The 14,586-nt window shown below is 71.8% G+C and carries 12 protein-coding genes and 1 pseudogene; 2 read left to right on the forward strand and 11 right to left on the reverse strand.

Annotated elements, in window-relative coordinates; translation table 11 throughout:
• Window positions 1-196: 196 nt before the first annotated feature.
• The 7 genes and pseudogenes from ACFYZJ_RS07155 to ACFYZJ_RS07185 all read right to left on the reverse strand — a co-directional run bounded on the left by ACFYZJ_RS07155 (window position 197) and on the right by ACFYZJ_RS07185 (window position 7,665).
• The gene (locus ACFYZJ_RS07155) at window positions 197-889 is read right to left on the reverse strand and encodes a DNA polymerase beta superfamily protein (protein ID WP_388563762.1); all 693 of its coding nucleotides are present in this window, start codon (window positions 887-889) and stop codon (window positions 197-199) included.
• A gap of 167 nt (window positions 890-1,056) precedes the next feature.
• Window positions 1,057-1,290: a hypothetical protein gene (locus ACFYZJ_RS07160; RefSeq protein WP_388563764.1), complete on the reverse strand. Its 234-nt coding sequence runs from the start codon at window positions 1,288-1,290 to the stop codon at window positions 1,057-1,059.
• A gap of 99 nt (window positions 1,291-1,389) precedes the next feature.
• On the reverse strand, window positions 1,390-2,877 hold the full coding sequence (locus ACFYZJ_RS07165) for an SDR family NAD(P)-dependent oxidoreductase (protein ID WP_388563766.1): 1,488 nt from the start codon (window positions 2,875-2,877) through the stop codon (window positions 1,390-1,392).
• A gap of 214 nt (window positions 2,878-3,091) precedes the next feature.
• Complete coding sequence (locus ACFYZJ_RS07170; RefSeq protein WP_388563768.1) at window positions 3,092-4,453, reverse strand: wax ester/triacylglycerol synthase family O-acyltransferase; 1,362 nt, start codon at window positions 4,451-4,453, stop codon at window positions 3,092-3,094.
• Window positions 4,454-4,597: 144 nt separating this feature from the next.
• On the reverse strand, window positions 4,598-6,928 hold the full coding sequence (locus ACFYZJ_RS07175) for a GH92 family glycosyl hydrolase (protein WP_388563770.1): 2,331 nt from the start codon (window positions 6,926-6,928) through the stop codon (window positions 4,598-4,600).
• A 149-nt stretch (window positions 6,929-7,077) separates the two neighbouring features.
• Window positions 7,078-7,257 (reverse strand): annotated as a pseudogene (locus ACFYZJ_RS07180) (hypothetical protein); the annotation flags it as partial.
• Window positions 7,258-7,266: 9 nt separating this feature from the next.
• Window positions 7,267-7,665 carry a winged helix-turn-helix transcriptional regulator gene (locus ACFYZJ_RS07185; protein ID WP_388563772.1) on the reverse strand — a complete coding sequence of 133 codons (399 nt, stop codon included), beginning with the start codon at window positions 7,663-7,665 and terminating at the stop codon, window positions 7,267-7,269.
• 107 nt (window positions 7,666-7,772) lie between these two features.
• Here ACFYZJ_RS07185 and ACFYZJ_RS07190 point away from each other — a divergent pair, with 107 nt between their 5' ends.
• Window positions 7,773-8,618 carry an NAD(P)H-binding protein gene (locus ACFYZJ_RS07190; RefSeq protein ID WP_388563774.1) on the forward strand — a complete coding sequence of 282 codons (846 nt, stop codon included), beginning with the start codon at window positions 7,773-7,775 and terminating at the stop codon, window positions 8,616-8,618.
• 25 nt (window positions 8,619-8,643) lie between these two features.
• Here ACFYZJ_RS07190 and glgC read toward each other — a convergent pair whose 3' ends face one another.
• From glgC to ACFYZJ_RS07205, 3 genes are all read right to left on the reverse strand, one after another.
• The gene (glgC, locus tag ACFYZJ_RS07195; protein ID WP_388563776.1) at window positions 8,644-9,864 is read right to left on the reverse strand and encodes a glucose-1-phosphate adenylyltransferase; all 1,221 of its coding nucleotides are present in this window, start codon (window positions 9,862-9,864) and stop codon (window positions 8,644-8,646) included.
• A gap of 37 nt (window positions 9,865-9,901) precedes the next feature.
• Window positions 9,902-11,077 carry a glycogen synthase gene (gene glgA / locus ACFYZJ_RS07200; RefSeq protein WP_388563778.1) on the reverse strand — a complete coding sequence of 392 codons (1,176 nt, stop codon included), beginning with the start codon at window positions 11,075-11,077 and terminating at the stop codon, window positions 9,902-9,904.
• 74 nt (window positions 11,078-11,151) lie between these two features.
• Entirely contained in the window at window positions 11,152-11,859 is a 708-nt protein-coding gene (locus ACFYZJ_RS07205) for a (2Fe-2S)-binding protein (protein ID WP_388563780.1), read from the reverse strand.
• A gap of 292 nt (window positions 11,860-12,151) precedes the next feature.
• Here ACFYZJ_RS07205 and ACFYZJ_RS07210 point away from each other — a divergent pair, with 292 nt between their 5' ends.
• Window positions 12,152-13,222, forward strand: coding sequence for a DMT family transporter (locus ACFYZJ_RS07210; protein ID WP_388563782.1), 1,071 nt, complete (start codon window positions 12,152-12,154; stop codon window positions 13,220-13,222).
• Here ACFYZJ_RS07210 and ACFYZJ_RS07215 read toward each other — a convergent pair.
• Window positions 13,212-14,390: a peptidoglycan DD-metalloendopeptidase family protein gene (locus ACFYZJ_RS07215; RefSeq protein WP_388563784.1), complete on the reverse strand. Its 1,179-nt coding sequence runs from the start codon at window positions 14,388-14,390 to the stop codon at window positions 13,212-13,214. The two genes, ACFYZJ_RS07210 and ACFYZJ_RS07215, sit on opposite strands and share 11 nt — an antisense overlap.
• Window positions 14,391-14,586: the final 196 nt, after the last annotated feature.

Raw genomic sequence — 14,586 nt, forward strand, 5'->3', positions numbered from 1 at the left:
TCGATGGGGCTGAAACAACCATGTAACTGTCTTGGGTCGTGCGGCACCACACGACCCTTTTTTCTTCCGGTTTGACGGTGTTCGGTGCGGTTCACGGCCACCCGTTCGGTCCCCTCCTCGAACTGCATACCGGTACGGCAGGTGTACGGACCGGCGCGCGCGGTGCGGTTCAGGTCCCGTCGGCCGGGACGCGAGCTCACCCGTCGGGCGGGTAGAAGTGGGCGCGGACGCGGCGCAGCCATGCCTCGACGGCCCTCTCGTCGGGCCGTTCCGGCAGCGCGGCGCGTGCCTCGCCGAAGGCGTTCTCGCAGCGCCGGAGCAGGGGCAGCGCGAGGGTCGGGTCGGTGGCCACGCGCTCGCCGAACTCGTGGTACTCCTGCGGATTGTCCACGCGGATGGTCAGGCGGCCGGTGGTGTACAGCTCCAGGCCCTGGTGGCAGAGCCGCTTGAGGTGGCGGGCGTGTTTGGCGGTGCGTCCGCGGGTGCCCGCGCAGAAGGAGCCGTCCCCGCGGGACTCCAGGCGACGGAACTGCTGGGTGGCGTAGCCGAGATAGGCGTCGCGGACGCGCCTGGCGCACAGGAAGGACGTCCGGATGCCGATCAGCTCGTCGCCGAGCGCGGTGCGCACCTCGTACAACTCGTCCGGGAGCCATACCAGTTCCATCGCGGTCGGATTGCCGCCGAGCGCCAGCCGGCACCACTTCGCGGCCTCGTGCAGAGTGCGGTCCGGGGCGGTGGTGACATGGGACTCCTTCGGCGGGTGCAGTCCGTGCAGCCGCTCGGTGGCCACCGCGAACAGGCCGAGCCGGTCCACGTCGGAGCCCTCGTGGGCGAGCCCGTACGCGGTGGACCCGACGACACCGGACAGCAGGACGTTCGGGACGGTCACGTCGGCCGCCTTCCTTGGTTCTCATGGGTGCGCCGGGAGATCCGGAGCAGCGGGGAGCCAGGGCATGACGGACGTTAGCCGCCGGGTCGACGCCGTAGCGAACAGTTTTTCGCAGGCTCAGGCGTGCGCCCCGGGGGCCTCGGCCTCCGGGGCGCACGCGGTGGCCCTCACGGGAACAGTGCGATCCCGAATATGATCAGCAGGACGATGCCGACGATCAACCAAACGGTGGTCCAGGTCCCGCGGTGCCTCACCGGCTCGGCGGGGCCGCCGCCGCGCGGCCGGTCCTCCGGCAGGACGCAGTCCGCCGGGCGGTCGGACATGTAGAACTGCTCGTCGCTCGGGTACACGTTGCGGGGATCGCCGGCGGCGCGGGGATCGATCTCATGTGGAGTGGACATGGGACCTCCTAGCGCGGTACTCGTCGCGAACGAGTTCCCGGCCGACGCCGGATGACGCGTCAGGGGCGCCGCGTCACCGCCTTCGGGCCGCTTCCGGGCTCACCACTTGCCCGGCGCGTAGTCCTTCAGGAAGACGCCGTACAGGTCCTCGCCCTGCTCGCCGCGCACAATCGGATCGTATACCCGGGCCGCGCCGTCCACGAGGTCGAGCGGCGCGTGGAAGCCGGCGTCCGCCATGCGCACCTTGTCCGGGTGCGGGCGCTCGTCGGTGATCCAGCCGGTGTCGACGGCGGTCATCAGGATGCGGTCCTTCTCGAACATCTCCTGGGCGCTGGTGCGCGTGAGCATGTTCAGGGCGGCCTTGGCCATGTTGGTGTGCGGGTGGCCGGCGCCCTTGTAGCCGCGGTTGAAGACGCCCTCCATGGCGGAGACGTTCACGATGTAGGTGCGGCGGGCCTTGGACGCCGCCATCGCCGGGCGCAGGCGGCTGATCAGGATGAAGGGCGCCGTCGAGTTGCACAGCTGGACCTCCAGCAGCTCGACGGGCGTGACCTCCTCCACCGTCTGCACCCAGCTGTTGGTGTCGTGCAGGTCGGGCACGAGGCCGCCCGCGTCGATCGCCGTGCCCGCCGCGATGCGCTCCAGGGACGCCGAGCCGGAGACCAGCGCCAGGTCGGTGACGTCCTGCGCGGTCAGCGCGCCGCCGCCGGCCACGGGCAGCGCGGCCACGGCTCCGGAGCCGAACGTGCCGATGACCTCGGCGGCCGGCAGTTCGCCCGCCGGGAGCGGGGCGGACTCGGCGGCGACCAGTTCGCTGTAGGCCTGCGGGGAGCGGCGCACGGTCTGCGCCGCGTTGTTGATCAGGATGTCCAGCGGTCCCTCGGCGGCGACGGAGTCGGCGAGGGCGACCACCTGGGCCGGGTCGCGCAGGTCGATACCGACGATCTTCAGCCGGTGGATCCACTCGTCGCTGTCCGGCTGGGCCTTGAAGCGGCGGATCGCGTCGTTCGGGAAGCGCGTGGTGATCGTGGTGTGGGCGCCGTCGCGCAGCAGGCGCAGCGCGATGTACATGCCGATCTTGGCGCGGCCGCCGGTGAGCAGGGCGCGCTTGCCGGTGAGGTCGGCGCGGGCGTCGCGGCGGGCCCGGTTCTCGGTGGCGCACCGCGGGCAGAGCTGGTGGTAGAAGTAGTCGACCTCGACGTAGCGGGCCTTGCAGACGTAGCAGGAGCGGGGGCGCTGGAGTATCCCCGCGATCTGCCCGGTCTCGGTCCGCGACGACGGCAGGATGCCCTCGGTCTCGTCGTCGATGCGCTGCGCGGATCCGGTGGCGGTGGCCTCGGTGACGGCCTTGTCGTGCGCGGTCTTGGCGGCGCGGCGCTCCTGGCGGCGGCGCTGCTTGACCGTGCGGTAGATGTGCGAGGTGGCGCGGCGCACCTTGATCGCGTCAGGGTGGTCGACGTCGAGCTTGTCCAGCTCCTCGAGCACGCTCAGGCAGACGGCCAGGCGCTCGGGGTCGATGCCGGGGCCGTACGACACCTCGTCCGGGGCCGCCGAGCCGCCCACCGGGCCGTCCTCTGTCAAGGTCATCGCGCTGCCGTTCCTCGCTCACCCGCGCAGCGCTCCGACCGCGCTCGCTTTCGAACGCGGAATTTTACGGAGCGGCGGGGCCGGTCACCAAACCAGCGCTGATCACGCGCCTGGGGACGGCGCCCCCGGCCCCCGCCGTCGGCCTGCAACCTCGCCACCGGGTGGTGACGTGTGCCCCGGCACCGCTCGGGTGCCGGGGCACACGTCCGCCCGTTCAGATGCGGCACGCCGCCAGCAGCGTCTCCACCTCCTCCGGGACCGCCCTGGCCAGGCGTTCCAGGTCCGGTACCGCCCGGCCGTCCGCGACGAGCCCGTAGTGGACACGGCCGCGGTACGTCGAGATCGCCACGGCCAGGGACTGTCCACGGGCCAGGGGGGCCAGCGGGAAGACCTCGGCGAGCGGGTTGCCGCCGAGCTTCAGGCCGAGGCTGGGCAGCGGCACGCTGGTGACCAGGATGTCGAACCAGAGCCGCGCGGCCTGGCTGACCAGCGGCCCGCCCAACCGGTGCCCCAGCGCCGGCACGTGGTCGGCGAGCAGCGCGACGGCGCCCGCACCCCGGTTCGGCCCGGCGTCCTTGTTGCGGTCCATGGCCGTACGCACCGTCCGCAGCCGCTCCAGCGGGTCCGGGTCACCGACCGGAAGCCGTATCAGGTAGCCGGAGAGCCGGTTGCCCTGTGGGTGCGCGGTGCGCGGCCGGCGCTTGGACACCGGGATCAGCGCCCGCGGCTCGACGCCCGCGCTGCCGTCGCCGCGCTCGTCCAGCCAGCGCCGCAGGGCGCCCGCGACGACGGCGATCAGTACGTCGTTGACGGTGCCGCCCGCCGACTTGCGCACTCGGTGCACATCGTCGAGGTCGATGACGACACCGGCCGTGCGGCGGGTGCCGCTGGGCTCGGAGGTGAGCGCGGAGGAGGAGCGCATGCCGAGGGTGGACAGGGCGACGGAGGCACCGATGTCCAGGGCACGCCCCACGTCGGCGAGCGTGCCGCGCAGCATCCCCGGGAGTCTGCGCACGTCGGGCAGGAGCCCCCGGGCGGGCTCCGGCGGGCGCGGTCGAGGCTCCGGCATGTCCATCGGGTCCATGACGGCGGCCGCGAGGGTCAGTGCGCGCAGTCCGTCGGCGAGCGCGTGGTGGAACTTGAACAGCACGGCGAAGGAGGTGCCGTCCTCCCCCGGCAGCACATGTGCCTCCCACGGCGGCCGGCCGCGCACCAGCGCGCGTTCCATGAGCCGCCCGGCCTCGGCGTGGAAGTCGGCGGTGGGCGCGTGCAACCGCACATGGCGCAGGGGGTCGAAGTCCGGGTCGGGTTCCCGGGTGGCGCCGCCCAGGGCCAGCGGGAGGCGCGCGGCGGCGAGATCGCGGGGCAGGCGTACGTCCGGCAGCCAGACGTCGCGGATCCGCATGCGCAGTCCCGGCACCGCGGCGGCGCGGGCCGCGAGCAGGTCCGCGGCATGGGCGCCGGCGGTCGGCGAGTGGCAGGAGAACACGCCGAGGGCACCGAGGTGCATGGGATGCCGGGCGGACTCGATGTTCCAGAACGCCAGGTCGAGTGGTGCGAGCAGGTCAGAAGTCAATGGCTTGCCTCGCGTCGACGATGAGGGAAGCACGAGTCAACCTCCGACAGACGATTACGGTCAAGTACGATCAGGCTACGTACAGTTAACAGCGGATTAAGTCCCGCCTCGCCGAGAGAGGCGGGACTCGTGTGGCGGAAGAGGTCATTTCAGCGGGGGCGGCGCGGCCTCCGGCGCCGTACCCCACCCGGACGGCCGCGCGCCGACCGTGAATTCCAGCGTGCCCAGACGGCGCAACGCGTCCGTCGTGATGTACGTGCGTTCGTACGTCGTTCCATCGATGCGCACGCTCTGGATGTACCGGTCGCTCTGCGATGTACCCGGTGCGGTGATGGTCAGCGTGCCGTGCGGGTAGTACGCCCGGTCGAGCACGAGGTCGACGCGGTCGAACACCGGGGTGGTCAGGCCCCAGGTGGGATAGCCGGGCTGCACGGGGAAGAGGCCGATGGACGACAGCACGTTCCAGGCGGACATCGTGCCGAGGTCGTCGTTGCCGGTCATCCCGGTCGGCCCGTCGGTGAAGAGGGTCAGCGCCGCGTGCACCACGTCCGTGGTCTTCCAGGGCTCACCCGTCGACAGATATGTGTAGGGGGCGATCAGGTCGGTCTCGTTCTGCGGGTTGTACTTGTCCGCGTTGTAGTAGGCGTACGGCCCGTGCACCCAGACCTCGCGCGCCGTCCTCGCCGGGTCCTGGAGCAGCTTGTCGTGGGCGAAGAAGGCGTCGAGCCGGTCGTTGGCCGCCTTCCGGCCGCCGATGAGGCCGACGACGCCGGGCAGGTCCTGCGGCACGAGCCACTGGTACTGCCAGGCGGTGCCCTCGTGGAACCCCTCGCTCCTGGCGGGATCGGCCGGCCCGGCGAAGGCGCCGGAGGCGTCCCGGGCGCGGAAGAAACCGGTCGAGGGGTCGAAGATGGTGCGGTAGTTCCGCGACCGGGCGGCGTAGCGGGCGGCGTCCGCCGGGTGCCCCAGGTCGCGCGCCATCTGGGCGAGCATGGCGTCGGCGAGCGCGTACTCCAGCGTCACCGACCCGCCGTGGTGGTAGTCGGAGTCGCCGGTTTTGATGTAGGGGCGTTTCTTGATGTAGGGCGCGAAGCCGCCCGCGATGTACTCGCGGTTCGCCTCGCGGCCCACGTACATGGTGTCGGCGGGTGGCACGCCGTCGGCGTTCTTCTTCAGCGCGCGGTAGGCCCGCTCCTCGTACCCCTTGAGCAGTCCCTGGTGATAGGCGTGGGTGAGGTACGGGGTGACCGGGTCGCCGCTCATGATGTTCGTCTCGACCGTGCCGTAGCCCCACTTGGGCAGCCAGCCGCCCTGCTCGTCGATCCGGAGCAGGGAGAGCGCCATGTCGCGCGCCTCGCGCGGCGCGAGCAGGGACAGCAGTTGGGACTGGGTGCGATAGGTGTCCCACAGCGACCAGTTCTGGTAATACGTGAAGCCCTGCGCACGGTGGACCTTCTGGTCCCAGCCGGTGTAGCGGCCGTCGGCGTCGCTGCCGATGTTCGGCGCGAGGAGCGAGCGGTACACCGAGGAGTAGAAGGTGGTGCGGAGGGTGGCGTCGCCGCCCTGGACCCGGACGGTGTTGAGGCGGGCCTCCCAGGAACGGCGGGCGGCCTCCCGCACGGCGTCGAACGAACGGCCGTACGTGGTACCCAGGTTGACGTCCGCGCCGTGTGCGTCGACGTACGACAGCGCGGTGGTCGCCTCGACGGTGCGGTTCTTCCTGGTGTCGAACGTGACGTACGCGCCGTTGTGACCGGGCCCCGACGACTTCGTCGCCCCCGGGGTGATCGAGTCCTGGTACCAGGTGCCGTGCGCGGTGAACGGCCGGTTGAAACGGGTGACCGTGTAGAGCGTGTACGGCCGGGTGGAGCGGCAGAAGCCGCTGCCCGTGATCTCGGTGCGCACGGTGCGGTCGTCGAGGATCTCCACCTTGGACGACACGTTCTTGTGCAGCGCCTGGCCCGCGTTGAGCAGCACGTTCGCCTTGTCGGTGGCGGGAAAGGCGTAGCGCTGCACGGCGGTGCGCTCGGATGCCGTCAGTTCGGCCTCGATGCCGCTGTCGAGGCCGACCCTGTAGTAGCCGGGGCTCGCCTGCTCGTTCGCGTGGCGGAACGTGGCCGCGTACTTGGTGTAGTCCGTCTGGGTCACGTCACCCGTCGTCGGCAGCACCGGCAGGTCTCCTCCGATGGCGCAGCCGACGCCGGAGAGGTGCACGAGGGAGAAGCCGCGGATGCGGTTCTGGGTGTGGTCGTAGCCGGTGTTGTGCCCGGTGTCCGGGGAGAACTGCACCATGCCGAAGGGCACGGCGGCGCCGGGGAAGGTGTTGCCCTCGTTCTGCGTGCCGATGAAGGGGTTCACCAGGCCGGTGAGCCCGCCGTCGCGCGGCTCGGCGGCACGGGCGGCCGGCGGGAGGCACAGCGCCGAGGCCACCACCGTGCTCGCGGCGGCGAGGCGCAGGCGCCGGGTGCGTCTCATCTGGGAAGACCTCCGAAAGGATCGACGTCGTTGAGCACAGTGAGGTGGCAGGGCGTCAGTTTCCCGGGGAAAAGGCCGGGTTGGCTTCCGGGACACGTCGCGGATCAGCGCCTGGGGCGCAGCCGGCAGACGCGGGGCGTCCGGCTCGTGAGCTGGAGCCGCCTGCCCGTGCCGATGTGCCGGCCCGCGGGCAGGGCGAAGGTGCGGCGGTTCCCCATACGGTCCTCGTGCCGCTCGATGCCGAAGCGCTGCGACTCCACGGGATAGGGAACGAGGATGCGCTCGCCGAGGTTCTTCACCGACGGCGGCTGTTCACCCGGCCGTGCCGCCCGGCGGTGCTACCGGGCCTGGTCGGTGTCGTAGTCGCTCCGGGCCTGTTCGACCTCGTCCAGGTGTTCGGCGGACCATTTGGCGAGGTGCGCGAAGAGCGGGGCGAGGCTGCGGCCGAGTTCGCTGATCTCGTACTCGACCCGCGGGGGAACCTCCGGATGGTACGTGCGCACGATCAGCCCGTCGCGTTCGAGTTGCCGCAGCCGCTGGGTCAGCACCTTCGGTGTGATCCTGTCGATACGCCGCTGAAGTTCGACGAAGCGCTGACGGCCATGGGTGTGAAGGGTCCACAGGATCGGGGTCGTCCAGCGGCTGAAGACGATGTCCACGACCGGGGCGATCGGACAGGCGAGAGCAGGGTCGGTCGCGGCGGCGGCCACCCAGGTCGCTTCGCCGGCCATGCGCATCCCTCCAGGACAGCCACTTTCCTCTAGGTACCTACCATATCGGCGGTGTTAGCGTCCCTGCGTCTCGACAACCACGACAACCACCTTGAAACAGCGGGGAGTTGACCATGATCGTAGTGACGGGTGCGACCGGCAACGTCGGCCGGGCGCTTACGCGGATCCTGGCGGCCGCCGGTGAGCGGGTGACCGCCACATCGCGCGGGATCTCGGGGGCCGATGTGCCGGAAGGCGTCCGGTGGCGGACGGCCGACCTGACCGACGCGGAGAGCCTGCGGCCCGTGTGCGACGGCGCCGACACGCTCTTCCTGCAGAACGGCGGCCCCGGTGCGCACCTGCTGAGCCCGCGGGACATCCTGGACGTCGCCAAGGCCGGCGGCGTCGAACGGGTCGTGCTGCTGTCCTCGCAAGGGGTCGCGACCCGGCCGGAGTCGGGCTCGCACGGGGGCGTCGCCCGCGCCATCGAGGACGCCGTACGGGAGTCGGGCCTGGAGTGGGCGATCCTGCGGCCCGGCGGCTTCCACTCCAACGCCTGGGCCTGGGCCGAGTCGGTCCGTACCCGGCGAACCGTCGCGGCACCGTTCGGCGACGTCGGGCTGCCGACCGTCGACCCGGTCGACATCGCCGGCGTCGCCGCGGCGGCGCTGACCGAGGACGGTCACCAGGGCCGGGTGTACGAGTTGACCGGGCCGTCCCTGACCACGCCCCGGCAGCGCGTGGAGGCGATCGGTGACGCACTGGGCGAACCCGTACGGTTCGTCGAGCAGACCCGCGACGAGGCCCGCGCGGAGATGCTGCGGTTCATGCCCGAGCCCGTGGTCGAGACCACGCTGTCCATCCTGGGCGAGCCGACCCCCGCCGAACAGCGTGTCAGCCCCGACGTCGAACGCGTCCTCGGTCGCCCGCCCCGTCCCTTCGCCGACTGGGCCCGGGAGCACGTCTCCGCCTTCCGCTGAGAGGGAGCCGGTCGGACCCGGCCGGCTACGGCACCCGCTGCCCCTTCCCCAGCGCGATCACTCCGCCCTTCGACACCGTGTACAGTGCCGCGTCGCGTTCCGGATTGACGCCGATCGTCGCGCCCGGGGGTACCTCCACGTTCTTGTCGAGGACCGCTCCGCGGACGATCGCGCCCCGGCCGACGTGGACGCTGTCGTGCAGGACCGAGCCCTGGACCACGGCGCCCGGGTCCACCACGACACCCGGGGACAGGACCGACCGCGTCACCTGGCCCCGGATCAGGCACCCGGCGCTGATGATCGACTCGCTGGCGATGCCGCCCGAGTTGAAGCGGGCCGGGGACAGCTGGTTGGAGTGGGTGTAGATGGGCCAGTTGCGGTTGTAGAGGTTGAAGGCAGGGCGCTCCGCGATCAGGTCCATGTGGGCCTCGTAGTACGCGTCCAGGGTCCCCACGTCACGCCAGTAGCCCTGGTCCCGGCTGGTCTCGCCGGGCACGTGGTTGCTGCTGAAGTCGTACAGCTGGGCCTCGCCCCGGTCCGTGAGCTGGGGCAGGATCGAACCGCCCATGTCGTGCACCGAGTTCTGGTCCTCGGCGTCCCGCTGCAGTGCCTCCAGCAGTGCCTTGGTGGTGAAGATGTAGTTGCCCATGGAGGCGAAGACGGTCTCGGGGTCGTCCGGCAGACCGGGCGGGTCGGCGGGCTTCTCCAGGAAGCGTTCGACCGTCTGACCGTCCGAGCCGGGCGTGATCACGCCGAAGGACGAGGACTCCGCGCGCGGCACCCGTATGCCCGCGACCGTCACGCCCGCGCCGCCCTCGATGTGCTGGGCGAGCATCTGCCGCGGGTCCATGCGGTAGACGTGGTCGGCGCCGAACACGGCCACGTACTCCGGCTGCTCGTCGTGGATCAGGTTCAGCGACTGCAGGATCGCGTCCGCGCTGCCCAGGTACCAGCGCGGGCCGAGCCGCTGCTGGGCCGGCACGGGGGTGACGTAGTTGCCGAGCAGGCTGGACATCCGCCAGGTGGTGGTGATGTGCCGGTCCAGCGAGTGCGACTTGTACTGCGTGAGCACACAGATGCGCAGGATGTCACCGTTGACGAGGTTCGACAGGACGAAATCCACGAGGCGGTATGTGCCGCCGAAGGTCACGGCCGGTTTCGCGCGGTCGGCGGTCAGCGGCATCAGCCGCTTGCCCTCCCCGCCGGCCAGTACGATTCCCAGCACCGAAGGTCCACCGCGCCGCATGCCGCCGCCCCTCTACGCCCGGTTGTGCCGCTGTTGCTCATTCCCTACCCCTGTCCGGGGCACTTTCCCTGCCGAGTGCCTCCTCGTACAGGCGGACCGTGCGGCGGGCCACCGTGTCCCAGCCGAACTCCTTGGCCGCGCGCTCCCGTCCGGCGTCCCCCATCCGCCGCGCGCCCTCGGGGTCGCCGAGGACGGCGTCGAGGGCGCGCGCGAGGTGCTCCTCGAAGTCGTCGTCCACGTCGACCAGCAGGCCGGTGCGGCCGTCGTCCACGACCTCCGGTATGCCGCCGGTGCGCGAGGCCACCACGGCGGTGCCGCACGCCATGGCCTCCAGGTTGACGATGCCGAGCGGCTCGTACACCGACGGGCAGACGAACACGGTGGCGTGGGTGAGGAGCTGGATCACCTCCGGGCGCGGCAGCATCTTCGGAATCCAGTGCACGCCCTCGCGGCCCCTGCTCAGCTCCTCGAACAGGTCGCGGAACTCGCGGTCGATCTCCGGGGTGTCCGGTGCGCCCGCGCACAGGACGACCTGGGCCGCCGGGTCGATGTGCCGCACGGCGCGCAGCAGCTGGGGCACGCCCTTCTGGCGGGTGATCCGCCCGACGAACAGGACGTAGGGGCGCTCCGGGTCGAGGCCGAGGCGGGCGAGTACGTCCGTGCCGGGGTCCGGCCGGTACAGCGTGGTGTCGATGCCGTTGTGCACGACGTGGACCCGCGCCGGGTCGAGGGCCGGGTAGCAGGCGAGGATGTCATCACGCATGGCGCCGGAGACGGCGATCACCGCGTCGGCGGCCTCGATCGCGGTGCGCTCGGCCCAGCTGGAGAGCGCGTACCCGCCGCCGAGCTGCTCGGCCTTCCAGGGGCGCAGCGGCTCCAGCGAGTGCGCGGTCATCACGTGCGGGATGCCGTACAGCAGCTTGGCGAGGTGGCCGGCGAGGTTGGCGTACCAGGTGTGCGAGTGGACCAGCTCGCGGCCCTGCAGGGCGGCGGTCATGGACAGGTCCACGGAGAAGGTACGCAGCGCGTCGTTGGCCGCGTCGAGACCGGTCCACGGCCGGTGGCGTATGACGCCGCCCGCGCCGCCCTCGCCCCAGCAGTGCACGTCCAGGTCGACCAGGGAGCGCAACTCCCGGGCGAGGAACTCGACATGGACGCCCGCGCCGCCGTACACGTCCGGCGGGTACTCCCGGGTCAGCAGTCCCACACGCACCCGGTACCCCCTGTCTCAGCGGTTGGTTCCCACATGGTCACCCAGATGCGGCCGTTGCGGAAGACCACCTGTGTTCACTCGCGCCCCGGCGGGCGGTCGAAGCAACAGTCGCCGCACAATCCGCCCGCGGGCAGCCGGTAGTGGAGGCAGCAGCTGCGGCGGCGTCCGGTGGCCGGGTCCAGGGTGCCGGACAGGTCGGGGTGCGCGAACAGCGCCGCGGCGAGGGAGCGGGCCCGCTCCGCCACGTCCGCACGACCGTACTTCCGTGCCCAGCGGTCGAGCGTACGGACACTGCCGGCGAGCGCGGAGCCCGCGTTGCCCCACAGCAGCCCCGGAGAGATGCGGTGTCGGGCGCCGAGAGCGGCCGTGAGGGGGGCGAGGTGTCCCTCGCGTACGACGGTGTCGAGCGAGGCGACGGGCAGCGGGCGGACGTCGCTCAGCCACAGATCGTCGGGCATGCTGCCCTCCGGGTCCCAACGCAGCAGCCGGGGATCGAGGTCGGGCAGCCGCCCGTACAGAGCGGCGCAGCCGAGCGCGACCGACCAGAGCCGGGCCGCCAGGCCCTGGTGGGCGAGGGAGGCGGCGACCCGGAGTTCCGGGGCCCGCAGAGTGCGCGCGACCTTGCGGATGCGCACGGCCAGCGGATCCGCGCCGCCCTCCGGCGGCCCGGACGCGTACGCCTGCGCCAGCGTGGGCGGTGCACCGCGCGCCGGCGCTCCGGTGCGCAGCACGAAGAAGCCGCCGAGGGCGCCGAGCGCGGAGAGATCGGGATCGAGGTCCACGAAGGCAGTACTACCAAGCGCACTTGGGGCTGCGAACTCCGGGCTGCGAACTCCGGGCTGCGGGCTGCGGGCAGCGGCTTGCGAGGGCCAGGGGTTACGACCCAAGGGGTTCCGACCGTCGGCACCCCTCTTGGGGAGGAGAGAAGCGCCTTCGTACTCCATCGGCAGTATGACCCAATGGGTGCTCAGGGACGACGACGGGAACAGCCTCGGACGGCATCGTGTCGACCATGGAAGAAGACCGTTCGCCGCGCCGGGCCGCCCGCGCCGGTTCCCCGCGAAGGAGACGCTGATGAGCGCCCTCGCGTTGTCCGTGCTCCTGTCGGTCGTCTCCGCCGTCGCGTACGCGGGCGGGGCGATCGTGCAGGAGCAGGTGGCCCTGTCCGCGCCCGGCCGGTCCTACGCGCCGCTGCGCAGGCCGGCCTGGTGGGCGGCGGTCGTGCTGAACGGTCTCGGCGGGCTGCTGCACGTGGCGGCGCTCGCCTACGGCCCCTTGAGCCTGGTCCAGCCGCTGGGCGCGCTGACCATCGTGTTCGCGCTGCCGATGGCGGCCCTGTGCGTGGGTCGCGAGGCAGGGGCGACCGCCTGGCGCGGTGCCGTGCTGGCGACCGTTGGCCTCGCGGGCCTGCTGTCCCTGGTCGGCGCCTCCGGCACGCACTCCCTCGCCGGCGCCCAGCGGATGGCGCTGGCCCTGGTCACCGCGACCGGCGTGCTGGCGCTGATGGTCGCGGGACGGGCGACGCGCCGGCATCCGGCGGTACGCAGTGTGCTGTTGGCGGTGGCGTCCGGTGTCGCGTTCGGCATGTCGTCGGTGTTCACCAAGACGGTCGCCGTGGACTGGACCGGCGGGGTCTCCCTCGCGGACCTGCCGAGCCTGGCGGCGATAGGTGTCTTCGCGACGGCCGGTCTGCTGCTGTCGCAGGCCTCCTACCGGGGTGCGGGCCTCGCGGCCCCGCTCGCCACGCTGACCGTCGTCAATCCGGTGGCGGCGGCCGCGGTGGGCATCACCCTGTTCGGCGAAACCTTCCGCTACGGCACCACCGGCACCGTGCTCGCCCTGGGCTGCGGTGTCCTCGCCGCCGGTGGACTGATCCTGCTGACGGAGCGGATCGGCGGCGAACGACAACCGACGGCGGTTGGCGAGGCCGTCACCCGGAGGACCGTTCCGGACGAGCAGGACATGTTCGACAAGGCGTACGAGGACTGGGGTCCCGCCGGGTACGGCGAGCCGTCCTGCCCGTACGGGCCGCTGCGCACCGGGGTGTTCATTCCGGCGCCCGTCCTGGAGCGGGATCGCTCGGGCCGGGTCCTGACCGGTCCGGTTCCGTCGGACGGCACCGGACCGACCGGTGTCAGACGGTGACGCCGCCCGCGCGGAGATAGGCGACCGGATCGATGTCGCTGCCGAAGTCGGGCCCCGTCCGCACCTCGAAGTGCAGATGCGGGCCCGTGCTGTTGCCCGTGGAACCGGAACGGCCGATGCGCTGGCCGGCCACCACGCTCTGCCCGTCCCTGACGGAGATCGCCGACAGATGGGCGTACTGCGTGTAGCGGCCGTCGGCGTGCCGGATGACGACCTGGTAGCCGAAGGAGCCGCCCCAGCCGGCGCCGACCACCCGCCCGGCCGCGACCGCCCGCACGGAGGTGCCGGTCGGCACGGGGAAGTCGACGCCGGTGTGGTAGCCCTTCGACCACTCCGAACCCGCGGCGTGGTACGGCGTGCCCGTCGCGGCGTGCACCGGGGCGACCATGGACTGCGTGGTGGCACTGTGGTGCGAAGGCGTCTTCCGGGAGGCCGACTTGTGGGTCCGCTCGGGCGTCTTGTGAGTCGGCTCGGGCGTCCTGGGGGTCCGCTCCGGCCCCGCCTCCGGGTGCGCCGGGGCCTTGGCCGTCGTGGCCCGCAGGTTCAGCCGCTGACCGGGCAGGATGAGGTCCGGGTCCGCGCCGACCGTCGTGCGGTTGGCCTCGTACAGCCGCTGCCAGCCGCCCCGGACGTGGTGGGAGTCGGCGATGCCGGAGAGCGTGTCCCCGTGCACCACGGTGTACATCTCGGTGGTGCCCGCCTGCGACTGGGGCGTGGTCTGCGGTTTCACGTCGCGCACGGAACGTTTGACGGTTGCCGGGGCGGCCGTCGGCGTGTCGGGGCCAGATCCGGCCCGGGTGAGACCGGCGCGAACGGAGCACACCGGCCAGGCGCCGGGCCCCTGCCCCTTGAGGACCTTCTCGGCCACGGCGATCTGCTGGTCCTCGGTGGCCAGATCCGCACGCCGCGCGTACGCCGTCCCTCCGTAGGCCTCCCAGGTGGACTGGGTGAACTGCAGTCCCCCGAAGTAGCCGTTGCCCGTGTTGACGCCCCAGTCGCCGCTGGACTCGCAGGCGGCGACCTTGCTCCAGGTGTCCACGTCGGCCGCGTGCGCGACGCCGGTGCCGATGAGCGGGAGTGCCATGCCGGCGCCGCCCGCCGTGACGGTGAGCGAGGCGCGGTTGATCCTTGTCGGCTGATACCGGCGGTGCCGGCCGCGTACGGCCATGGAAAGCCCCCTCGACATGCGTCAGGAGGGGCAAAAGTAAATGCCGCGAAGAGGCATGACAAGACGGGGAATCGGCCGCTCCGTCACGTCAACTGGCCGGGAAGCGCGCCTGGTTACGGCGGCCGCCCGGGAGCTGTGGGGGAAGGGTGCCTACTTGTCGACCACCTCTCCCCTACTCCTCGCCCTCTCCTCGCCC

Origin of the sequence: Streptomyces sp. NPDC001848, from assembly GCF_042891915.1 — a bacterium.
Classification (GTDB): Bacteria; Actinomycetota; Actinomycetes; order Streptomycetales; family Streptomycetaceae; genus Streptomyces.